We start from the raw sequence: 23,886 nt of genomic DNA, 5'->3' as shown, positions 1-23,886 counted from the left end.
GATTAATGGATATTTTTTGTTTTTTCTGTTTCGAATCGAATTTTTTGGTAAAATAGGACAGTAGTCATTATAGATTGGAAGGATAGATGAGATGAAGAATTTGAAAGATAAAGTTGTCCAAGGGATACGCAAGGGGCCAGAAGAACCAAAGGCTAAATCGTATCGCAAATCTCATGTTCCATTTCGATTGAACTTTTTGTTTTTTATTATTTTTGCTTTGTTTGTGTCCTTGATCGTTCAATTAGGCTATCTACAGATCGTCAATGGCGACAATATTGAGCAGCAGTTGAAAGCTTCATCTGTAGTGGAAGTCAAAGGAAGCGCCCCTCGGGGAATGATCTATGACGCTTCTGGAAAAGCGCTGGTGGAAAATCAAGCCAATGCAGCAATCACATTTACCCGCGGAAACAAAATGACCGCTCAAGATTTGTTAGAAACGGCCAAAAAATTGAGCGAGTTGATCGAAGTACCTGTGGACAAAAACTTGTCTGATCGTGATCTTAAGGACTTTTGGTTGGCCGATGAAGAAAATCTTGAAGCAGCAACTGACCGATTGAGTGATGAAGAGCGTTCTATAGGTACTTCTGAACAATATGCGGCAACCGTTGATAAAGTGACAGAAGATGAAATCAATTTCTCTGATGCAGAATTAGAAGCAGCCACGATTTTTAAGCGGATGAATAGCGCCCAATCTTTGAGTACGGTCTTTATTAAGACGTCGGATGTGTCTGACCGTGAATTAGCTATTGTTGCTGAAAACATGGTCGATTTACCGGGAATCTCCACCGGTACCGATTGGACGAGAAACATCGTTGAAGGAAGTTCTCTGGCTAGTTTGATCGGAACGGTGACCAGTGAAGAACAAGGAATTCCGGAAGAAGTTTTGGATGAATTTTTAGAAAAAGGCTATGCTCGTAATGATCGAGTTGGACGTAGTTATTTAGAGCAGCAGTATGAAGAAGTCTTACAAGGCACAAAATCCATTTCTGAGATTTCCCTTGATAACAATAATAATATTGAAAGTCAAAAAGAAACCTTTGCTGGGGCAAAAGGGGATAACCTTGTATTAACATTAGATGCTGAGTTTCAAGCGAGAGTTGATAAAATCTTGCAAGACAATTTCCAAAAACTGATTGATTCTGGGGCAGCAGAATATTCTCCAGGGGTTTACGCAGTGGCGTTAAATCCAAAAACCGGCGGCGTTTTGTCAATGTCCGGCTATCATCATGACACAGGTTCAAATGAATTGCAGGAAAATGCCATTGGTACCTTCATTAATTCCTTTGTACCAGGGTCCGTTGTCAAAGCAGGGACTTTGGCTGCTGGCTGGGAAAATGGGGTCTTAAATGGCAATGAAGTGTTATTGGATCAACCAATCAGAATTGGCTCCGATGTAAAAGCCTCAATTTTCAATCCAACTGGGGCAAATAATCGTAACCTTTCTGCGGAGCAGGCGTTGGAAGTTTCTTCTAACTCCTATATGATGCAAGTCGCTTTACGTTTGATGGGCATCAATTATCAGTCAGGTATCTCGATTCCAACAGTGGATCGTCAAGGGGATGTCTATGAAAAACTACGTTCATCTTTTGCGTCTTTTGGTATGGGAACTGAAACTGGGATCGATTTACCGGGAGAAGCGACTGGTATCAGCACATCGATCGATAATATGGACCCCGTCAGTGATGGTGGGAAGATCCTTGACTTGGCTTTTGGTCAGTTTGATACCTATACCACGTTGCAGCTGGCACAATATGCAGCAACCGTTGCTAATGGTGGCAAAAGATTGCAGCCTCATATCGTCGACGGTATTTACGGCAATGATGAAACTGGCGGTCTTGGCTCACTGATTGAAGAGATCGAACCAACGGTATTGAATGAAGTTGGTTTAACAGATGCTCAAATGCAAATTGTTCAAAATGGATTTTATGATGCAGTTCATGGAACGGATGCTTGGGCAACTGCCAAAGGCTTGGCTTCTGCGAAAATGGAGGTCTCTGCCAAAACAGGTACTGCCGAAACACCAATTGTGGATAGTAATGGCAATACCATCAGCTTAGTTAACCTAAACATCGTTGCCTACGGGCCAAGCAGTGATGCGGATATTGCGATTGCGATCGTAATGCCTCAATTAAAAGGCGACACAGATACCCATCCAAATATTCAAATCGCCAAAGAGATCATGGATGCTTACTACGACTTATATATGAAATAAGCATAAAAAATCGCAGTGAAGACTGCGGTTTTTTTGTTTTATAAGAAAACTGATAGAAAACCAACATTTAGTGAGAAAGACTTGCTATTTTTGAATGATTGGCTTAGAATACTAGCGGTCAAGAGATAATTTTGATTTGCACGTTAAATAAAAAGATAAACTGATGATAAAAGGGGTAAAAAACGTAATTATGAACAAGGAATGTTTAAGTAAGCAAGAACTAATGAAGCAGTTGGGACAATTTACACCAGCTGAAAAAAAGGAGATTCGGGATTATTTGCAACGGAAAAATCCATTGCTTTTCCGAAAATTTGAACGAATGAAACACGATTTATATCGCTTGGAATCACGGCGTGTCCAATGCGAGATTGAAAATAACGAAAAGGAGTTAGGTCTTCTAAACGACAAGATCCTTTTAAAAAAAGAAGATTTTCTTGAGCTGTTATTAGCCATTCGAAAGAAAAGAGGGTAATGGATGGAATTTATTGAACTCGTCATTATCATTGCAATTCTTGTCACATTATCAAATGTGGCGAGCAAAATATTGCCCTCAGTACCGATCTTTTTTATTCAAATCATCTTAGGAATTTTATTAGGTCTTACAGAAATGGGTCAAGAGATCGCCTTTGAACCGGAAATGTTTTTAGTAATGATCATTGGTCCATTGCTATTTCGAGAAGGGGAACGAGCAGATGTACCTGAGATCCTAAAAAACAGCAAGATCGTGCTGTTTTTGGCTTTTGGTGGCGTTTTAATGACGCTGTTTGCGGTCGGCGGAACCCTCCATTGGTTGATGCCGACGATACCTCTGGCTGCTTGCTTCGCTTTCGGGGCTGCGTTAGGACCAACTGATGCGGTGGCAGTCTCCTCATTAGCAAAGCGTTTGAAAATTTCCAAAAACATTATGCATATTCTTGAAGGCGAGGGCTTACTGAACGATGCTTCGGGGGTTACCGCATTACAGTTTGCTATCGTGGCTTTGACTACCGGGAGTTTTTCAGCAGCCAACGCAGGCTTCCAACTTCTTTTCTCTAGTATCGGTGGCGGGCTTGTCGGTTACTTGATAGTATGGCTGAAACGCCGGATTTTACGTTTTATTGAAAAAATCTCGGCACAAGATGTCACAGTATACTTATTGATTGAACTGCTCTTGCCATTTGCTGCCTATTTGCTGGCAGAAATGATTGGCGTCTCAGGGATTATCGCAGCAGTTGTGGCAGGTGTAGCCCAAGCCCAAAGAAAACGCCGGATCTCGTTGTTTGATGCAGAATTAGCGAACATTTCGGAAAGCACATGGTCGACCATTGTCTTTACATTGAACGCATTAGTGTTTCTCTTTCTAGGGATCGAGTTGTCACAAGTCTTTTCACCGATCTGGGAAAGCAAAAACTATGCAAACTGGCATCTAGTCATCACGATTTTAGTCGTCACAGCGGTGATTTTCCTCGTACGTTTTATCTTTTTGCTATTTTATTATTGGTTCTTACAGTCAAAAAAACAAGTATCCATGAATCAAGTCGCCTTGTTGACCTTTGGTGGCGTCAAGGGAACAGTCAGTTTGGCAGCCATCTTCATTTTACCGGTGATGGTGCATGATACACCGTTTCAGGAACGGAGCTTGCTCCTGTTTTTGACCGCCTGTGTAATTTTGCTGACATTGATCATCAGCGTGATGGTCTTACCTTATTTGGCAGATGGTGAAGCTGCCGAAAGTGTCGACTTCAATCACTTGCTGATCTTAGAAGACGTCATCGAACAATTGGAAGCAGAAGAAAAACAAGAGCTTTCTGATAAAGGTCGCTTAGCGATCGATGCTGTCATCAATTCCTATGAAAATCGTCGTTGGGAATTGTATCGCAATAGTTTGACTGATTCAGAAAAACAAGAAATCCAAGAAATTCAAGGATTGATTTTATCGATCGAACAAGACGGCTTGGATGAAGCTTATCGAAATGGGAAAGTCAGCCTAAATGGCTATCGTTTTTATTCACGCTTTATTTCTCAGCAGCAGCATTCCCTCGCAAAACAAATTCTCTCATTCTTTAGTTTTTGGCTCTTCTTTATTCAGCGTTTTATTCGTGTACTGATCCATCCACGTTTGTTTTTACAGCGGCAGCAGCAACTGAAAGATGCCTTGAAACAACGAGACATTTCTGAAGTACAAAAAATCTACTTAAAAAACAGCGAATACATTTTTCACAGTTTGAGCAATTTAGAAGATGTTTATGATTCCTCGCTGATCAATTTCTTTATTCGTCAACGAGAAATGAGCATCAAACGGTTTGAACATAGCAATTTCATTGAAACGATCATGATTGAGCAAGACCCGATTTTTGTTAAGAAAGTCCTTTGGGGCTATTATCTTGAGCGCAAGACGATCGATGAATATGAAGTGGCTGAGAAAATTTCAACGATTTCTGCAAATGAGTACCGACGCAATGTCAATCTGTTAGAATCGTATGCGATGTCTCGAGCGGAAGAACAACCGAAACAGCGGATGTTCCGCCGATAATATGTCTCAAAAGGCGCGCAACTTGATGCACGTTTTATGGAGTGTCTCCGTCAGGTTATTCCTAAAAGATGATCAACATCGATGATCAGAGGGAATAAACTGACGAAGGCATTCTTTTTTATTGCAAAAACTGCTCCTTTCTCTCATCGTTTCCTCGGATGAAATGTGGTACAATGAGCGAAGAAAAAACTCAGGAGGGATTCTGTGAAAGAATTAAAAGTAAGTGAATTAACCAAAACTTACGGTGAAAAAACACTGTTTGATCAGCTTTCTTTTCTGATACATGAAAAAGATCGGATCGGTTTGATCGGTGTCAATGGCACGGGGAAATCAAGTTTGCTGCGAATCTTAGCAGGTTTGGATCGTGGAGATGGTGATCGCCAAACTGTTTTTGCTAGTCAAGATTATCGAATTGGCTTTTTAGCGCAAGACAATCAGCTACAAGAAGAATTATCCGTTGTAGATGCTGTTTTTCAAGGGACCAGTCCGCTGATCCGCGTTGTTCGCGACTATGAAAAAGCGCTGATTGCTTTAGAAAATAATGGTATGGATCAACAAACGCAGCGCAATTATCAATTGGCAGAAGAAGCGATGAATAAAGCGGATGCTTGGAACACAGATACAACAGCCAAAATTATCCTCCAAAAACTTGGGATCAGTGATTTAAAGAAAAAGGTCAGTGAGTTATCTGGAGGTCAAAAGAAACGAGTGGCTATGGCTCAAGTATTGATCGATGAACCAGACCTGTTGTTATTGGATGAACCGACTAACCACTTAGATTATGATGCGATCCAATGGTTGGAAGGCTATCTAAAAAATTATCGGGGTGCGTTATTGATGGTGACCCACGATCGCTACTTTTTGGATCGAGTCGTTAACCGGATCTTTGAATTGTCCTTTGGCAAGCTGCATGAATATCAAGGCAATTACGAGACGTATCTTCATGCTCGAGCAGAACGAGAACGAGTGGAGGAGACGCAAGAAGACAAGCGCAAGCAGTTATACAAACATGAGTTGGCTTGGATTCGCACCGGAGCGAAGGCCCGTACAACGAAACAACAGGCACGGATCGATCGTTTCGATGATTTAAAAGAAAACCTACATCAAGTAAAACGGAACGGCGAAGTGGCCATTGATGTTGCTACGACACGCTTAGGCAAACAAGTCTTAGCGCTAAAAGATGCGAGTTTCCAGATTGAAAACAAAACGATTTTGTCTCACTTTGATCTGTTGATTCAATCAAGAGAACGCTTAGGGATCACAGGAGAAAACGGTGCGGGCAAATCTACGTTGCTCAATATTTTAGCTGGTCGCCTGCCTTTAGAAGAAGGGGAGCGGACGATTGGCGTGACTGTGAAAATGGCTTATTATACGCAAACGATTGAAGCGATGAACCCTGATCAGCGAATGATTGCTTATTTGCAAGAAGCAGCCGAGGAAGTGCAAAAAGTGGATGGCTCACAAGTCAGTGTCGCAGAAATGCTGGAACAGTTTTTGTTTCCGCGATCCATGCACGGCACTAAGATCGGCAAGCTGTCTGGCGGGGAAAAACGACGCCTATTTTTGCTCAAGCTATTGATTGGGCAGCCAAATGTTCTCTTGTTAGATGAACCGACCAACGATTTGGATATTGATACCCTGACGATTTTGGAAAATTATTTGGAAACATTCCCAGGTGCAGTAATCACTGTTTCCCATGACCGCTACTTTTTAGATAAAGTTGCCCAAAAATTGCTGATCTTCGAAGGAGACGGCAGGATTAAGTCCTACTTTGGTTCCATTAATGAGTACCTAGCAGCCAATACCAATAAAGCTAGTTCAAGTGTACTAGAGCCAAAAGAATCAAAAAACGATTCACTTTCTCCTGATAGTGAGGAGTCTGCTGCAGCGCCTGTCAAAAAGAAACTGAGTTATATGGAACAAAAAGAGTGGGCGACAATTGAAGATGATATCGCGGCGTTAGAAGAAAAAGCTGCCGCTTTGACTGAAGAGATGAATCATCAAGGAGCTGACTTTACCAAGCTCCAAAAATTACAGCAAGAAATCAGCGAGGTTGAAACGCAACTTGCAGAAAAAATGGATCGTTGGGAATATTTGAGCGAGTTTGTGTAGAGTAAAGGAGAGAACGATGGAACAAGCATATTTAGATCTAGGAAGAAAAATATTAGCAGAAGGCAATGATAAAAGTGATCGTACAGGAACGGGAACACGCAGTGTCTTTGGTCACCAAATGCGTTTTGATCTGTCCCAAGGCTTTCCATTGTTGACAACCAAGAGAGTTCCTTTTGGCTTGATCAAAAGCGAATTATTGTGGTTTCTAAAAGGAGATACCAACATTCGTTATCTCCTAGAACATAATAACCACATTTGGGATGAATGGGCGTTTGAGCGCTATATTAAAAGTGATGCTTACACAGGTCCTGACATGACGGACTTTGGCCGTCGTTCCCTAGTGGATGAAGCTTTCAATGAACAGTACCAACATGAGTTGAAACAGTTTTGTGAAAAAATCTTATCTGATGATACATTCGCTGAAACCTTCGGCGATTTGGGTCATGTTTATGGGTACCAATGGCGCCATTGGGAAAAAAGTACGGGTGGGTTTATCGATCAAATCAAAGAAGTGATCGAGATGATCAAAACAACGCCAGACTCTCGTCGTTTGATCGTCTCTGCTTGGAATCCAGAAGATGTACCGACGATGGCGTTGCCCCCTTGTCACACGATGTTTCAATTTTATGTTCATGATGGTCGCTTAAGCTGTCAGTTATATCAACGCAGTGCCGATGTCTTTTTAGGCGTTCCCTTTAATATTGCTAGTTATGCGCTATTAACGCACCTGATTGCTCATGAAACTGGACTAGAAGTCGGAGATTTTATCCATACATTAGGTGATGCTCATCTGTACAGTAATCATATAGAACAGATGAAGGAACAGTTGACTCGTTCAGTACGTCCGGCGCCAAGCTTACAGTTAAATCCTGAAAAACAGTCAATCTTTGATTTTGAAATGGAAGATATTACCCTGGCAGGGTATGATCCGCATCCAACAATCAAAGCACCGATCGCAGTTTAAGTGGTTGTTTGGTTTCATTTCATAAAGAAAGGAATGAGGCGTAATGGAAAATACCCACAAACGAGGCTTTGCGGCGACCTTTCATCAGAGACATGCTGGATCGATTCATGCATTGCTCATTGATCAATGCATTGATTTCTTGCATCAGCACTATGATGGAGTTTGGCTATCCGTATCCGAGGAAACAGTGCCGGAGCTAAAAGAAGCCATTCGATCAAATCAGCAGTGCACTGCCATTTTTATACCAGCAAAAGGGGCGGCGGATGCCCGCAGAAGACTTGTTTTTGCTGCACAGCATAATTTACCAATGCTGGATTCATTGCATATTTGTGATTTTGATCGCGTAGTGACTTGGATCGAGACGTATCCAGAAGAACTTGTGGCAATAAGCAAACAGCCGTTACCAGAGAATACGTATTGTATCCTAGGGCGAACTGCAAGGGCGTTTGCGAGTCATCCGCAAACGTGGCAAAGAACGGAGCGCTTGATCAACGAGATCGCAGCTGACTTTTTTCAAATACAAGAAATTGATGTCGCAGCTGGTAGTGCTCTCTTTCCTATCTCCCTGATACCGACTTTACTGAAAAACAACAACGCGCGTTTAAACGATGGGGAATGGCCGAGAAATGTCCAAAGAAGCGGCGGCACAATTGTTTACCAAGCCTGTGATGGCTTGCGCTTTGATGAGCGCAACAAAGATTCATTTGAGCATGAATCAGCTTTTCAGCTGATGCAGCGGCTGCAGGTTGCTGCTACTATTTCGGAATCATTTTATACAGAAGGGATGTAATTTTTATGTTGATCGCACTTTGGGCACAAGATCAAAAGGGTTTGATCGGAGCGGATGGCACGTTGCCGTGGCATTTGCCAAATGATTTGAAATTTTTTAAAGAGCAAACCATCAATAATACGATTATAATGGGGCGCAAAACCTTTGAAGGAATGGGAAAAAGATTACTGCCGCAGCGTACGACGATCGTTTTGACAAGTGATCCACACTATCAAGCCAACGGCGCGTTAGTGATGCATGACCGAGAGGAAATCTTAGCGTATGTGAAGCAACAAGAGCATCCCGTTTTTTTAACTGGTGGAGCGGGTGTTTTTGAAGCGATGATTGACGATTGCGATCAATTGTACCGTACAGTGATCGATGCGGAATTTAACGGAGATGTGTATTTCCCAGAGATTGATTGGACGCAATGGAAACTTGATCATGTGATCGATGGGATCGTCGATGAAAAGAACCGTTACCCCCATCAATTTGAATTTTATCATAGAAAATAAAAGAACAGGAAGCTTTCTGCAGCGAAAGTTTCCTGTTCTTTGTTTGTAAGCAATGCTTCATTTTTAGGTATACAACAAGACGGAGAAGTACATCAGTCCAGCACCTAACATAACGAATAAGTGCCAAACCACATGCATGAATCGAACGGATTTTAAACTATAGAATAGCGCACCTACAGTATAAGAAACACCACCGCTTGCTAGTAAAAATGTTCCCCAGTAGCCTAAATGTTCGATCAGAGGTTTGAAGGCGACGACACATAGCCAGCCCATGATGATGTAGATCAGGGTGGAGATTTTTGAGACAGTCTCTTTTTTATGAAGAGTCAGTGACTTATAAACGATGCCGCTAATTGCTAGTAGCCAAATCAAGACAAAGAGTGACCAGCCAAGCCAGCCTTGGATACTAAGCAAGCAAAAAGGTGTATAGCTTCCGGCGATCAGCAAGAAAATGGAGGCATGATCAAAGACTTGGAAGACCTTTTTTGCTTTGGTAAAAATCAAACTGTGAAATAAGGTAGAAAAGAGGAAGAGCAAAATCATCATCGACCCATAAATGGCATAGGAAACGATATGGATAGGTGACCCTAGATTTGCCCCCTTGATTAAGAGGATGACCAGTCCTGCGATACTCAGTCCTAATCCGATCCCGTGGGTTACTGCATTTAATACTTCATTGACGATCAAATATCTGCGACTAAACTTCATGTGCTGCATTCGGCACCGTCCTTTCGAATCGAAATTAGATGAAAAAAAATTTTCTCTCTGTTATACTTAGTATAAATGGTCTGTGGTTATTTTACCACGAAAAAAGACTTGATTTAAAGAGAGAGTGAATATATGATGGCAAATCTTAAAATTGTGACAGATTCTTCCAGTACGATGGAACCAAGTGTCCGTGATGCTTTGGCTATCCATGTCGTGCCTTTATCTGTAATGATCGATGGTGTCGTTTATCCAGATGATGAAACGCTGCCGGGAGAAAAATTTATGCAAATGATGGCGCAAGCCAAAGAATTACCTAAAACTAGCCAGCCGCCAATCGGTCATTTTGTAGAACTATATGATGAATTAGGCAAAGATGGCAGTGAAATACTATCGATTCATATGACCAAAGGGCTTAGCGGAACCGTGGAAGCGGCTCGTCAAGCCAGTCATTTATCAAAAGCCAAAGTCACCGTGATCGATAGTGACACGACAGACCAAGCGTTGGCTTTTCAAGTGATTCGGGCAGCAGAATTGGCTAAAGCCGGTAAGACACTAGAAGAAGTTATACCAGAGGTGGATTTGGTGCGTGAGCATACGAAATTATTTATCGGCGTTTCAACGTTAGAAAACTTAGTAAAAGGCGGTCGTATCAGTCGTGCCAAAGGTCTTTTATCGAGTTTGCTGAACATGAAAGTGATTATGGATTTTGATCATTCAGAACTGATTCCAGTCGTCAAAGGACGTGGTGTCAAGACCTTCAATAAATGGTTTGAAGAGTTAAAAGCTGAACTGAAGAGTATGCCTAAAGTGACGAAAATTGGTATTTCTCATGCTGAAGGGTTAGAAATCACAGAACGTTTCCAAAAGGAATTAGCGGAACTATTCCCCGAGTTGGATATCCCCTTGTTGCACACGACACCGATCATCGCCACTCACACAGGTAAAGGTGCCTTTGCGATTACTTATAGTACGGAATAAAAAAGCATGTTTTCTTTCAGCGATTCGTTTAATGACGAATCGCTTTTTGGCGTATGACAAGCTGTCGGGAAGAAAAAACAAAAAAAGAAGCTGCTGTTGCTTGTCGACTCTTTGGCAGGTAGCTGTTTTCTTTCTTAAGTTTGAAGGATTGCGACTAGGAATTTTATGAGAATTTTGTTAAAATAGCAAAGATTACAAAGGAGTTTGAATACCTGTGAAATGGAAGAAATTAGTAACTTATCTACTCGTTGTGGGATTGATAGCTATTGGAACTGGCTTACTGTTTCATTTTACTGTTCCCAAAGCCCAACCATTGCTGACCCCTGTGGACAAGCTAGCAGCCAATGATTCGAAAAAATCCGCCATTGAATATCTCGCTCTTGGGGATTCCTTGACAGAAGGGGTTGGTGATGAAACAGCTCGTGGTGGCTTTGTGCCAATTTTGGCTGGGGATCTAGAGGATCGCTATGATTTGAGCAATTTGGTAACTAAAAATTATGGGGTCGCTGGTGAAAGAAGCGATCAGATTTTAAAGCGAGTGAAAAACGATGAAGACTTACGCCAAGATCTTAGTCAAGCGGATTTGATTACCTTGACTGTCGGCGGTAACGACGTACTAAAAGTGATTCAGAGCAATTTCTTCGGCTTGAGCATTGAGACGTTTACGGAACCGATGGAAGATTACCAGGAACGTTTAAAAGACTTGTTTGCTCAAATCCGCGATTTGAATAGTGATGCACCAATCTATGTCTTGGGCATCTACAATCCATTTTATCTGAATTTCCCAGAAATCACGGATATGCAGACGATCATTGATAACTGGAATAAACAAACGGAAACGTTCGTCAATCAGCAAGACAATGCCTTTTTTATTCCTATCAACGATTTGCTCTATAAAGGGTTAAGTGATGAGGTCGGTATTGCTGATACAGAAGAAGGAGAATCAGAGAAAACTGCCGAATCATCGGACACAGAACGCTTATCTGATTCATCGACGACAGCTTCGGATGAATCACAAAGCAGTACTTCAACGACAACTGACTCATCGCAAACTGTCGGGAATAATATCACAAACAATGTTTTGTATGAAGGCGATCGCTTCCATCCCAATAATCTTGGGTATCAACTGATGGCGAATGCCGTTCGCGATGAAGTGATCAAAACGCAAAATTATTGGTTGCTAGAGGAGGAAGCAAAATGAAACCAAGCGAATCAACGAAGCAGCCGGAAAAAACAGCTGCAACGAAAAAAAAATCGATCAACTACTGGAAAATTGCTTTTCTAGTGTTGGTCGGTATCCTTTTAGGCACAACGGTTTTCTTTGCTTCAAGAATTTTTCAACAGCGAGAAACCGGCTTAAATGAAAGTGCTGAACTTGTTCAACGGGAGGGCAGTCCTGTTCTGACCGTTAACAGCAACAAGAGCCAGGTCAACCAATTGATTGATTTTTATCTGTCAGATTTTCAAAAAGATCAAGAGGTCAAGTATAATTTTGAGCTAAGAAATGAGGCATTGTTGACGGGAGAGTTTCAAGTATTAGGATTTCCTATCACCTTCTATCTCTATTTTGATCCTTACGTGACCGAAGAAGGTAACGTTCAATTGAAAGCCAAAAGCTTATCAATTGGCACCTTGGATCTGCCCACCAGTGAAGTAATGAAAATGATCAAACGTAGTTTTAAATTTCCTGACTGGATCGATGTCAATGCCGATGAACAAATCATTTTGATACGTTTGGATCAATTCCGTATGCAAAATGGCTTGTTTATCAAAGCCAACAAAATCAATCTTGTGGATGATGAAATTCAAATGAGTTTATATTTACCAGCTGAAACGGAGGATGAATAATGGAACGAGCAATTTTTGCCGGTGGGTGCTTTTGGTGTATGATCCAACCCTTTGATGAATTAGAAGGGGTGCATTCAATTTTTTCCGGCTATACCGCAGGACATACCGGAAATCCAACCTATGAAGAAGTCAAAAGCCATCAAACAGGGCATACTGAAGCAGTGGAAATCATTTTTGATCCTGAAAAAATCAGTTATGAAGACCTTTTGACGATCTATTGGCAGCAAACGGATCCGACAGATGCTTTTGGTCAATTTGAAGATCGCGGCGACAATTATCGTCCGGCTATCTTCTATTTTAATGAAGAGCAGCGGAAAAAAGCCGAAGCCAGCAAAGAGGCGCTTCAGGCTTCCGGTCGATTTACCGATCCGATCGTGACCACGATCGAACCAGCCCAACCTTTTTATTTAGCGGAAGAAGAGCACCAAGAGTATTACAAAAAGAATCCTGAGAATTTTGCTCGCAATCATGCCCGTAGATCAGCCTTTTTAGAAAATCATTGGGAGCAAGAACATGCGTAAAAGTTTTTATACCTATTTAATGGCAGTCAAAGGACCGAGTCATACAGATGAGGCCCAGATCTTTGCTACTCATGCAAGTCATGATATCCAGTTTCCGAAGCACAGCGATGACTATGATGAAGTCTCTTCTTATCTGGAACTAAATGTTGATTATTTGCCATCCATGGATATTTTTGATCGTATCTGGGCAGAGTATCTCGAAAATAACAAATAAAAAAACTATCCTTCGTTTTGTATGGTTGCATAAAATCCGCAGAACGGAGCTGTTTTTTCTCAGAGAGGTGTTGTGAATGAAAGGTTTAACGACGAGCCGATATATCGTTTCTCTCGTTTGTGTCGCAATTTTGTCAGGAGGCGGTGTCTATTTATGGCAAACGGCTCAGCAAAATCAGCAGACGACGCAACCGGTGACAGAAACGACCACAGAAGCCAGCGGAATGGAGAAAATCCAGTCGCTATATGACCAAATCCTTGCGAATTATTACCAAGAAGTTGATGAGGATGCCTTGATAGAAGGTGCCCTTCAAGGGATGACTGATGCGCTAGATGATCCTTATACGACGTATTTGAACCAATCAGATGCGGATAACTTAGAACAATCACTTTCTGGAAGTTTTGAAGGGATTGGTGCTACCTTGTCGATCGTTGAAGACTATCCAGAAGTCGCACAAGCACCGATAAAAAATACGCCTGCTGAAAAAAGTGGTCTGCGGATCAATGACCGAATCGTTAAGGTAGACGGTGAAGATACGCAGGGACAGGAATTATCTGAAGTTGTGGGTAAGATTCGTGGTGAAAAAGGGACGAAAGTCACCTTAACGATTCAACGTGATCAGGACACCTTTGATGTGGAGATCACTCGTGATGTGATCCCAATCGAAACGGTCCATGGAGAAATTGCTGAAAATAATGACACAATCGGTCGTATCGATATTACTTCCTTTGGTGAAAACACAGCAGCTGAGTTGAAAGAAACCATCACCGAACTGCGAGAAGCCGGCGCAAAGTCGTTTGTCTTGGATTTAAGACAAAATCCTGGCGGACTGCTGGACCAAGTACAGATCATGGCAAGTATGTTTTTAGAAAACGGCCAAACGATCGTGAAGTTTGCCAACAATCAAGGGGTGGTCAGTGAGACCAAAGCGAGCGAAGCATTGGATGAAGGATTCAAAGTCACAGAACCGGTCGTTGTTTTAGTCGACGGCGGCAGTGCCTCTGCATCGGAGATTTTTGCCGCAGCCTTGCAAGAATCAGCGGATATCCCAGTTGTTGGTACAGAAACCTTCGGCAAGGGAACCGTTCAGAACGTGAAGGATCTGGGGGATAATAGTGAATTAAAAATGACGGTCATGAAATGGCTGACACCGGATGAAAATTGGGTCAATGATCAAGGTGTGATGCCGGATTATGAAGAGGACTATCCAGAGTATGCGTATTTCCCGCCATTACCACGGGACAATGCCTTAAAAGCTGGACAATCATCAACGGCAGTCAATAACCTAAATCAATTTCTTAAAGCTTTAGGGTATGCCACTAGTGGTGATACCTTCAATGATGAGACGACAGCAGCAGTGAAGACTTTCCAAGAGGCTCATGATTTAAAAGTGACTGGGGAAGTCGATGCAGACACTGCCCAAGCGATCGAAAAAGAAGTAACGGAGAAACTCAAAGCAGAGGACCCAGCATATTTAAAAGCACTGTCCTTGCTTTCTGAAGAATAAACTAAGTGAAAAATTGGAGAGGAGGCAGACGTGTGGAGGCGAAAAAACTCTGGGTTGATCGTTTTTGGCTAGTAGTGAAATATGCGTTGATCGCTTTTGCAACAGCATTCTTGATTCGGGCATTCTTGTTGATCCCAGTTCCTGTTGAAGGAAATTCGATGGAAGGAACCTTAAAACAAGGAGACATGGTGGTCATTGAGAAGATTTCGCCAATCCAACGTTTTGATGTCGTTGTTTTCCAGTTGCCGGATGGTTCGACCTATATCAAGCGGGTGATTGGCTTACCGGGTGAGTCAGTGAAATATGTCAATGATCAGCTTTACATTGATGATGAACCGGTAGATGAAGATTTTCTAGTGAAGAACCGCAGCAATGATCACGAGTCTGTCTCTTACACCAATGACTTTGATTTGGAATCTTTATTAGGTGTTGAGAAGTTAGGGAAAGATAGTTACTTTGTCATTGGAGACAATAGACGTGCCTCCAAAGATAGCCGTTCCTTTGGACCAATATCAGGAGAGGCCATTTTAGGCAATGCTCGTTTTGTTTATTATCCATTGACTCATATTCGATTGATTTAGTCTGTGTAAAATCAATAAATAATTAAATAATGAATCCCCCCTTGGAATTATCCGTTGATTCCAAGGGGGGATTTTGTCTAGCTTTTTATTCTTTTTCCAAAGGGAAATGGTTAGCATCGAAAGAAGCGTTTGTTTAGTCACTAATTGCTGTTAATTTTTTTATTTTTTCATTAAAAGCATTCGATAGTTTCTGACATAAATTCGTTTCAAAATCACGATAGCGACAAAAATCAATGATTGCCGAGTTTTCTTCGGTTGTAAAAGGGGGTAAAAGCTGTGGTGAGCTCAAAATATAAAAGTCAAAAGGTTCTTCAGTTGGCAGCGTGATCCGTTCAATTTCAACGTAGGGCAACCGTTCACATATATTAAAAACTTCCATGGAAACCAAGTAGTTAGATACATAGACAAAAGCAACTTTAAGTTTATATTTTTGTTCCTTTTCAATGTAAATGGGATAAAGCAAACAGGCTTGATAAAAAGCAAGATCGGTATAACAGGTTTTTAACCACTCATAACCTTTACGATTTGCTATTTTACGCCAAAAACTTTGAATGGTATTTGTCAAAATCGTATGTAATGGGTATTTATCCTTAATGACATTTGCTTCGAAAAAATTCGAAAGGGGGACTTTTTGCTTAAATATACAGAACTTCAACAACGTAAGATATGTATTCATATAAAGGAACGACTGATGGTCGAAGTCAAAATCACAGAGAAATTTTTGGCAATGTTCTTCAAACTCAGTCATCAGCTCTTTTAATTCTAGCTTTTCGTGATTGTAACAATCCGTTACAATCGGAAGACGCACATCTTTGGCAGAAGTCAGCATCGGCCAGTAATAAAAAAGAAAGAACAAAGAATTGATCTCAAGAATGTCTATTGCTGAATCAATGATCATAAAGAAAGCAGAGAAGAAATCAAGCTTTTCACCACTGGGGATAAATGATCGGTTCGTTAACTGATAAAGATTTGTCTTGTGACCATCCTTTAAACGAAACAGACAAATCTTGCAATGAAGTAAGGCTTCTTTTTTGCCAATTTCATACTTGCTTTTGTATTTCGTTCCTTCATAGGTAACAAAAAGCTCTTCGATCTCTTGGTCAAAGGCCTTCACCAAACTATCCCCTAAAGAAATGTGCCAGATAAAATTAAACAATAAGATGCGAATCACCATCTCTGAACCGATAAGCGTCATGGCGGATTGATTTAAGGTTACGTTGAATTCCTTTAAATGATCCTGAAGCTTTTTAGTTTGTCGGAAACAAGTCGAACGACTGATATAGTTTCTTTGGCAAAATGCCAGCAAACTTTCATCTTGATTGGTCAAGATACTTAACAACATTTTATAAGAAATACTTTCTTGGGCTAAAAACTGCTGATATTGATTGTATTCAATCAAATTTTTAGGGAGACTAAGGGTGTTTTTATGTAATGAAAGATTTACTGGGGAGAGGTTTTGCAGGTCCTCTTGGATCGAGGAAAGTAAACTTTTCAATCTCGTTGCACTTAAATGGGTCAGATTTTTCACGAACTCTATGTTGTATTCACCCGGAGCAATTGATAGTAGTTTTCCGTAGAGTCCGATTTTGTCTAATGCTCGGGTATCTAAGAGTATTTTTTCAATCAAATGATCACCTTCTTATTTTATTAATAACTTATTTATATTACTGTGTAAAGACACGTCTCAAAACTTTTGCTTTTTTTTAGAAAAACTGAGACAAATTTTTGCCAGAGCTGTCTCATAAAGAACAAAAATAGAAATCGCATGTGAAAAACGCTAGTTTTTTTTAGTTATTAAATAACGTTGGTTAATTGGTTCCGCTTTGAAATAAAAAAACTTTTTTATTTATGAATAACTACAGATGCGTAAATTTTTCCTGTTTTTCAGAAAATAAAAAAAAGAGGTGTCTTTCGCTTCTTTCTTGTATCATCAGCTTGTAATTTTTGATTCTTTGAAAGGAGGTCTTTTTATGTTTTTGACAAAGAGACACCACTGGTTCTCTTTCATTTTCTGTATGTTAGGGGGGATATTATTTTTCATTTATTCGAGTTTGCAAACAAATGGGATAGCAAGTGCACAAGAAGAAAATACGATCGCTATTACCGAAACGGAGCAGATCAAGTTGACAGGTCAACGGGAGGGCAATCAATTTACTTTACGATATCAGCTATCACAAAAAAACAAACAGCAACGCATCTGGCTGCAATTATATGCACTTGATGAAACAAAAGAACAACCGCTAACGAAAACGAACAACAAAGAGGTGGTTTTTATTGAGGATGAATCCGCGCAGTCTTGGCTAACAACACAAGACTTCTTGAAAACACCCTGTGAACAAGAAGTAACGTTTCAACTACCTAATGAAACAAAAAAACTGAAGTTGGCGATTCAGATTGAAGAATATGATCACGAAAATCAAGAATCGCACAAATTGGCGTCTTTGGATGAATTGATAGTTGACATTCCGCTTGCGACAGAATCTGCTTCCTCAGATAGGGTGGAAGTCAGCTCAACTGATTCACAAGCTGCAGAAACCGGCACGGAGTCAACTTCGGAACAAGTGTCGAATGAAGACTCAAAAGGTGTTTCGAATGAAGAAACGCAGGAAGAGACAAAGGAAACAGGAACAACGACAAGTTCTTCTGAAGACGAAACACTCATTGAACCGTTTAAACAAGAACATCTTTATCAAAAAACGACCGTTTCACAGGCTTTTGCTTCGATTGAACCAGATTATACGACAGACCAAAGCGGGACGTATCCTTCGGCTAATTGGACAATTGATGAAAAGAGCAATGTCTTAAATCATCAGGGGAACAAAGATGCAGGCGAAACCTGGGATGGCGTAACTACATGGAATGGTGATCCAGAAAATTTGACCAACTCGTATATTGAGTATGGTGGTGTGGGAGATGAAGCGGATTTTGCTTTACGGAAATTTGCAAAAGAGACGAATACTCCAGGACTGTTTGATGTCTACCTAAATGTACGAGGGAATGTTCAACGCCAAATTGATCCGATCGATGTTGTGTTGGTAGTGGATTGGTCAGGGAGTATGAATGAGATGGGACGCATCACTGAGGTAAAAAAAGGTGTGGATCGCTTTTTGAATCAAATTGAAGGAAGCGGCATTCAAGACAGTGTCTACATGGGCTATGTCGGTTATTCCAGTGATGGTAACAATTACCAAAACAAAACCTGCCAGTTAGGAAAATTTTCTGAAGTCAAAGAGACGATCCGAACGATGACGCCAGAAACAGCAGCTGGGGGGACCTTTACCCAAAGAGGGCTGCGCCAAGCTGGGGATATGCTATCAACGCAAAATGGACATAAGAAAGTCATCGTTTTGCTAACAGATGGCGTGCCGACCTACAGTTATCATGTGTCCAAAGTGCATACACAAGCAGATGGTAGTTATTATGGAACCGCCTTTTCTCTTTCTCAAGACCAGCCGATGAATACTTCACATCTCTACAACGGGTATTTTGCATCTGATCAGTACGGTAACTCTAAATGGATCAACAATACGTTTGTCGCCACGATCGGTGAGGCGATGGCGTTAAAAGAGCGCGGGATTGAGATTCACGGATTGGGGATTCAACTGCAAGGGGATCAAACAGCTGGGTATACAAAGGCCGATGTTGGGAACAAAATGAGACAGTTGGTTTCTGCTGATGAAGAGGGGCATCTTTATTATGAGTCAGCCAATGAAGCAGCGGATATTGCCGACTATCTCGAGAAAAAAGCCCTTCATATTTCGGCGACAGTCACTGATGGAGAGATTACTGACCCCATTTCGCAGCCATTTTTATACGAAGAAAATAGCTTGTCCATCAAAAGTGTCGGTTCTGCTGCTCTAACGGTGCAGCCTGAGGTCACGATATCTGACAATACACTCAATGCTTCTGGTCTTTATTTAGGCGAAGGACAGGAACTGCAAATTCATTATCAAGTGCGGATTCAAACGGAAGCAGCGGATTTTAAACCAGATACTTGGTATCAAATGAATGGAGAAACGGTGTTTTATCCGAATCATCAGTCCGATCAAAAGGCATTGTTTGGTGTGCCTTCTGCCAAAGCACCTGGGAAAGAGTTGACGATCAAAAAAGTCTGGGAGGAATACGATGGCGATACGTCAAGTCGCCCAGAATCTGTCTATTTTGAAATAAGCAGAAGCCCAGTTACTAGCAAGGAGAGCTGGCAAACAGGATATCTCAAACTTACTGAGACCGATGCACAAGATCAGACAAGTTGGGAACGAAGCAAGGTTTCCGCGGTTTCTGAAAAGGATGGAACGGATTACGAAGAAACCCGTCTACTGCCGCTTTATAACAATCAAGGAGAAACGTTTAATTATCAAGTCACAAATGAACTGGCAGTATCAGGCTACGAGTCGACAAGAGTGGATGTTTCTACATGGAAAAACACAAAGACGTTTGTGCCCCTCGCATTAAATCTGATCAAAAAATCCGCTGTAGGAGAGGTGAAGCTGACAGGTGCTGTTTTTGAATTGACGGGCGCTGGAAAGACAGTAACCCTTGTGGATCAAGGGGATGGAACGTACGGGCTGCCAGCAGATACTACGTTGCAAAAAAGTCAGACGTATCGTTTAAAGGAAGTCACTGCACCGGCGGGACATCATTTGGCTAAGCAAACAGAGTGGCTGATCCATATTGATGAGCAAGGGCATGCGACGATTGATGGACAACCTGTCACACTGGTCGAGCATACGATTATCCTGGAGATTACCAATCCGTTTACAGAAATTCCAGTCGCTATTCGAAAATATACGTTGCAAAATGAGCAGCAAGTATTGTTAGCAGGCGCTGTCTTTTCTCTTCAACAAAAAACAGCAGGAGGGGATTATCAAGAAATCGCCTCAGAAACGTCGGATGATGTTGGGATGGCTGAATTTACGATCCTTGAGCCTGGCGCTTATCGTATCTCAGAAACAGCCGGTCCGCTCGGATATGATACGGTTGCCGGTGACTATGAATTTGTCGTTGGTACAGACGGAAAAATCCAGTATCAAGGGGAAAATGTCGACGGGGATGCCAACTGTTGGACCCTTACCCATGGCAATCAGTTAAAACCTTTTGATTTGGTGGTCAATAAACAGGATGAACTGGGACAAGCACTTGAGGGGGCAAAATTCCGGCTAAGTGGAAACGGACGGACCGTCGAACTGCCTGAAAACGGAGAAGCACTAGCGGTATTTCACTTCCAAGATCTCACACCCGGCAGCTATACCTTGGAAGAAACTGGTACACCCGCAGGCTATGCAGGTTTAACAGCACCTGTCCAAATCAAGATTGAAGAGGATGGTCAGGTCTTTATCGATGAAGAACGACTACCGAATCTTCTTGTTTCTGGAGAAAAGAACAATCAAATAGAATTGATCGTAACCAATCAAGTGAAAGTGTCTCTTCCTGAAACCGGAGGGAATTGGCATGGATGGATGGTCATTCTTTCAGCAAGTCTGCTAGTCCTTTTAGCTGGTAGCTATTTGCACGTTAAGCGCAAAGATAAGCCTTCATTAAAGTAATTTTTCCATTAGCGAATGAAAAACGAAAAAAATTTAGAAGAGAGGAAAGAACAATGAAAAAGATTTTTAATCATACGAAAATGGTTTGTCTCCTATTTTTACTTTTGCCATTTGTCTTTTTTGGAACAAAAAATCAGCAAGTGTCTGCAGAGAGCAATTTGGCACAGATCCATCTCCATAAAAAGAAAATGGTCAATCTGCCAGGTTCATTGATTCAAAATAGTGGGACTGAGATGGAAGAGTTTGATCAATACCAAGGCTTAGCCGATGTCACTTTTTCTGTCTATGATGTGACAGCAGCATTTTATGAAAAACGATCTGCAGGGGCATCCGTTGAAGAAGCCAAGCGTCAAGTTCAAACCTTGACGTCTGGTTCCCCTATAGCTAGCGGGAAAACAGATGCAGCCGGTGATTTGGTTTTTGAATTGCCGAAAAAACAAGCAGATCGGGATGCAGTTTACACCATTGTAGAAGCCCCTAAAGACGGCGTTACAACTGCTGAGAATATGGTGATCGCCTTTCCCGTATATGAAATGATCCAACAAGCTGATGGCTCATATGTTTATGGAGAAGAAGAGCTAGACACGATCCATCTTTATCCGAAAAATATCGTCACAAATGAAGGAACGCTCCTTGTGAATAAGCGAGGAACGGGGGAAAACGAACCACTGAATGATGCGGAATTTGTTGTTTCAAAGCAAGAAGGACGCGAAAATACCAAGAAATACATTTTAAGTGCAGCCGATGGACTTTATACATGGACAACTGACAAACAGGCAGCGTACCGTTTTTTGACAGGCAAACAATATGCTGCTGGAGACGCTTGTATCGATGTGAGTGAGAACCAAAAAGGACAGCTAAAGATTGCGCAACTAGAAACAGGCGCCTATCAATTAGAGGAAACGAAAGCCCCAAGTCAAGCCGCCTTAATCGAGGAAGAAAGAATCAAGGATTTCTCGATTGATTCAGGAAGTAACGTTACTGTTGAGCTAACAATCAAGAATGACACAACAAATGTTACAAAAACAACACCACAATTAGACGGCAAAGACGTAGAGATCGGCGAAAGAATCCAATATCACCTAACGGTCAATATCCCATCAGGTATTCAAGATAAAGTAGGATCAGAAAACAAATACAAACATTTTCAATTGATCGATGCCCATGATCCAGCATTAACTTTTGAAAATACAGCTGAAGGAGAAACGGGCTATGCGTTGTATGATGGAGAGCAGAAAATCGATGCGACGAATTACCAAGTAACGGAAAAAGAGCATGGCTTTACGGTAACTATCAATCCAGAATTCGTGCCGCAATTAACGCCGGGAAATCAATTGCGCTTTGTGTATTATATGTATTTAAATGAACAGGCTATGCCTATCAATGGCTTTACGAATGAAGCAAATGTAGAAACGGATTTCATGACGGATCAAACGCCTCCAAGCGTGGAAGTTTTGACAGGGGGCAAACGGTTCTTAAAAGTCGATGGGGCTGTGACCGCTACCGAAGCATTGGCAGATGCAGTTTTTGTTGTACGGGATCAAGACCGTGATGATGCCAACTACCTGAAAATCGAAGAAGGAACCAAACAGGTATCTTGGGTGCAAACAGCGGATGAAGCGACGAAATTTACCACAGGGACAGATGGATTAGTTGATATCATCGGGTTAAAATTTGGCACCTACTATTTGGAAGAAGTAAAAGCACCAAAAAATTATGTACTGCTAACAAATCGCATCGCTTTTGAAGTACATGAAACGTCTTATGGAACGAAAGAGCAATTGGGAGATCCAGAAAAAGTCCCTAACCACCGCAAAGGAACCTTACCGGCAACTGGTGGTGCCGGCACGTATTTAATGGGCGCCATCGGAGTGGTGATCGTTGGTTTAGCTGGGTGTTATTTTGTTAAACGGAAAAAAGGGTAAGTAAATGAGATGAAAATGCACGATGACAATCAAAAGGAAAAGAAATGGCACGAAAGTACCTACTCAAAAAGTGACTTTGTTGGATGTTCTAATGGGTATTCTGCTGCTGCTAGGTGTTCTGATCATCAGTTATCCTTTTGTAAGTAATCAGCTCAACACCTTTTTGGATCAACAGTTGATCAGCTACTACCAAAGCCAAGCTAAAAAAATGAGTGAAATAGAAAAACAACAAAAAAGGAACCAGTTGGAACGAGTAAATCAAGAGCTGGCACAGCATCCCAGCAATCCTGGAATCAAAGAAACGCAAGATTTATCAGAAACAAGGGACTCAGAATCAGGCGATACACCTGATTACTATGAACGACATACGATCGGCGTTTTAAAGATCCCCGTGATTGGTGTCGCTCTCCCGATTTTTGATCAAACCACCGATACGTTGTTAAAAAGAGGAGCAACATTATTGGAGGGCGCTTCGTATCCAATAGGTGGTGAAGATACCCATGCAGTTCTGTGCGGACACCGTGGGTTAACGAGTGCAACCCTCTTTACGGATCTGCCTAAGCTGCAGATCGGCGATGAGTTTTATATCGAAACGTTTGATGATACGTTGGCGTATCAAATAGATCAGATTAAAACGGTCGCCCCTGATGATACCGAAGCACTAAAAATTGTCAAAGGCAGTGATTATGTCACCTTACTAACCTGCACACCCTATATGGTCAATAGCCATCGTTTATTGGTTCGCGGCAAAAGGGTTCCTTACAATGAAGAAAATGAAACAAATGCCGCAAAAAAAGCAAACCAGCAGGATTTGTGGGTGCTGCTAGTTGTAAGCACCACACTATTACTACTCCTGCTGGTGATTAGCAGAATCAAAAGAAAAAAACAGCATGATTTGATCACTCCCAGTGATAAGAAGCAAAGATAGCAGGATTTCCTCTAGATCCACTAGAAAATGACTTGTTAACCTTACT

At 41.5% G+C, this 23,886-nt stretch carries 19 protein-coding genes; 17 read left to right on the top strand and 2 right to left on the bottom strand.

Annotated features, from left to right (window positions below):
• The first annotated feature begins 91 nt into the window (after positions 1 to 91).
• The 7 genes from IGI88_RS00725 (at position 92) to IGI88_RS00695 (ending at position 9,084) form a co-directional block, all read left to right on the top strand.
• Positions 92 to 2,212, top strand: coding sequence for a peptidoglycan D,D-transpeptidase FtsI family protein (locus IGI88_RS00725; protein WP_429960099.1), 2,121 nt, complete (start codon positions 92 to 94; stop codon positions 2,210 to 2,212).
• Between the two features lie 190 nt (positions 2,213 to 2,402).
• Positions 2,403 to 2,684, top strand: coding sequence for a hypothetical protein (locus IGI88_RS00720; protein WP_008379625.1), 282 nt, complete (start codon positions 2,403 to 2,405; stop codon positions 2,682 to 2,684).
• Positions 2,685 to 2,687: 3 nt separating this feature from the next.
• Positions 2,688 to 4,724, top strand: coding sequence for a cation:proton antiporter (locus tag IGI88_RS00715; protein WP_086317044.1), 2,037 nt, complete (start codon positions 2,688 to 2,690; stop codon positions 4,722 to 4,724).
• A gap of 204 nt (positions 4,725 to 4,928) precedes the next feature.
• Entirely contained in the window at positions 4,929 to 6,836 is a 1,908-nt protein-coding gene (locus tag IGI88_RS00710) for an ABC-F family ATP-binding cassette domain-containing protein (RefSeq protein WP_086332222.1), read from the top strand.
• A gap of 16 nt (positions 6,837 to 6,852) precedes the next feature.
• Positions 6,853 to 7,800 carry a thymidylate synthase gene (locus IGI88_RS00705; protein WP_005236877.1) on the top strand — a complete coding sequence of 316 codons (948 nt, stop codon included), beginning with the start codon at positions 6,853 to 6,855 and terminating at the stop codon, positions 7,798 to 7,800.
• Between the two features lie 43 nt (positions 7,801 to 7,843).
• Positions 7,844 to 8,590 (top strand): hypothetical protein, encoded by a 747-nt coding sequence (locus tag IGI88_RS00700; RefSeq protein ID WP_008379634.1) that lies wholly within the window; start codon positions 7,844 to 7,846, stop codon positions 8,588 to 8,590.
• A 5-nt stretch (positions 8,591 to 8,595) separates the two neighbouring features.
• Entirely contained in the window at positions 8,596 to 9,084 is a 489-nt protein-coding gene (locus tag IGI88_RS00695; RefSeq protein WP_086299606.1) for a dihydrofolate reductase, read from the top strand.
• Positions 9,085 to 9,147: 63 nt separating this feature from the next.
• On the opposite strand, the gene trhA is transcribed toward IGI88_RS00695, so the two are convergent.
• A complete protein-coding gene (trhA, locus tag IGI88_RS00690) occupies positions 9,148 to 9,801 on the bottom strand; it encodes a PAQR family membrane homeostasis protein TrhA (RefSeq protein WP_005236874.1) in 654 nt (217 codons plus the stop codon).
• A 126-nt stretch (positions 9,802 to 9,927) separates the two neighbouring features.
• On the opposite strand from trhA, the gene IGI88_RS00685 reads away from it, so the two are divergent.
• The 7 genes from IGI88_RS00685 to lepB all read left to right on the top strand — a co-directional run bounded on the left by IGI88_RS00685 (position 9,928) and on the right by lepB (position 15,441).
• Entirely contained in the window at positions 9,928 to 10,770 is an 843-nt protein-coding gene (locus tag IGI88_RS00685) for a DegV family protein (RefSeq protein ID WP_429960835.1), read from the top strand.
• Positions 10,771 to 10,984: 214 nt separating this feature from the next.
• Positions 10,985 to 11,971: an SGNH/GDSL hydrolase family protein gene (locus IGI88_RS00680; RefSeq protein ID WP_086317054.1), complete on the top strand. Its 987-nt coding sequence runs from the start codon at positions 10,985 to 10,987 to the stop codon at positions 11,969 to 11,971.
• On the top strand, positions 11,968 to 12,618 hold the full coding sequence (locus tag IGI88_RS00675) for a YpmS family protein (protein ID WP_005236869.1): 651 nt from the start codon (positions 11,968 to 11,970) through the stop codon (positions 12,616 to 12,618). Before IGI88_RS00680 ends, IGI88_RS00675 begins: the two co-directional genes overlap by 4 nt.
• Positions 12,618 to 13,139 carry a peptide-methionine (S)-S-oxide reductase MsrA gene (gene msrA / locus IGI88_RS00670; RefSeq protein ID WP_429960098.1) on the top strand — a complete coding sequence of 174 codons (522 nt, stop codon included), beginning with the start codon at positions 12,618 to 12,620 and terminating at the stop codon, positions 13,137 to 13,139. Before IGI88_RS00675 ends, msrA begins: the two co-directional genes overlap by 1 nt.
• Positions 13,132 to 13,353 (top strand): YozE family protein, encoded by a 222-nt coding sequence (locus IGI88_RS00665; protein ID WP_005236867.1) that lies wholly within the window; start codon positions 13,132 to 13,134, stop codon positions 13,351 to 13,353. The genes msrA and IGI88_RS00665 overlap by 8 nt, the downstream gene beginning before the upstream one ends.
• A gap of 76 nt (positions 13,354 to 13,429) precedes the next feature.
• Positions 13,430 to 14,860 (top strand): S41 family peptidase, encoded by a 1,431-nt coding sequence (locus tag IGI88_RS00660; RefSeq protein ID WP_086299603.1) that lies wholly within the window; start codon positions 13,430 to 13,432, stop codon positions 14,858 to 14,860.
• A 32-nt stretch (positions 14,861 to 14,892) separates the two neighbouring features.
• Positions 14,893 to 15,441 (top strand): signal peptidase I, encoded by a 549-nt coding sequence (gene lepB / locus IGI88_RS00655; protein ID WP_008379649.1) that lies wholly within the window; start codon positions 14,893 to 14,895, stop codon positions 15,439 to 15,441.
• A gap of 133 nt (positions 15,442 to 15,574) precedes the next feature.
• Here the strand turns inward: lepB and IGI88_RS00650 are convergent, their stop codons facing one another.
• On the bottom strand, positions 15,575 to 17,068 hold the full coding sequence (locus IGI88_RS00650) for a helix-turn-helix domain-containing protein (protein ID WP_086372724.1): 1,494 nt from the start codon (positions 17,066 to 17,068) through the stop codon (positions 15,575 to 15,577).
• 343 nt (positions 17,069 to 17,411) lie between these two features.
• On the opposite strand from IGI88_RS00650, the gene IGI88_RS00645 reads away from it, so the two are divergent.
• From IGI88_RS00645 to IGI88_RS00635, 3 genes are read left to right on the top strand one after another with little or no spacing between them, the layout of a single operon-like run.
• Positions 17,412 to 20,987: a SpaA isopeptide-forming pilin-related protein gene (locus IGI88_RS00645; RefSeq protein ID WP_429960097.1), complete on the top strand. Its 3,576-nt coding sequence runs from the start codon at positions 17,412 to 17,414 to the stop codon at positions 20,985 to 20,987.
• A gap of 53 nt (positions 20,988 to 21,040) precedes the next feature.
• Positions 21,041 to 22,912, top strand: a complete 1,872-nt coding sequence (locus IGI88_RS00640; RefSeq protein ID WP_429960096.1) for a SpaH/EbpB family LPXTG-anchored major pilin — start codon at positions 21,041 to 21,043, stop codon at positions 22,910 to 22,912.
• A 22-nt stretch (positions 22,913 to 22,934) separates the two neighbouring features.
• Positions 22,935 to 23,840: a class C sortase gene (locus IGI88_RS00635; protein ID WP_016613220.1), complete on the top strand. Its 906-nt coding sequence runs from the start codon at positions 22,935 to 22,937 to the stop codon at positions 23,838 to 23,840.
• Positions 23,841 to 23,886 lie beyond the last annotated feature (46 nt).

This window comes from Enterococcus sp. AZ179 (genome assembly GCF_050498885.1).
Taxonomy (GTDB): domain Bacteria; phylum Bacillota; class Bacilli; order Lactobacillales; family Enterococcaceae; genus Enterococcus_D; species Enterococcus_D entomosocium.
The sequence above is the reverse complement of the archived record's forward strand: the minus strand, read 5'-3'. Positions and strand labels throughout refer to the sequence as shown.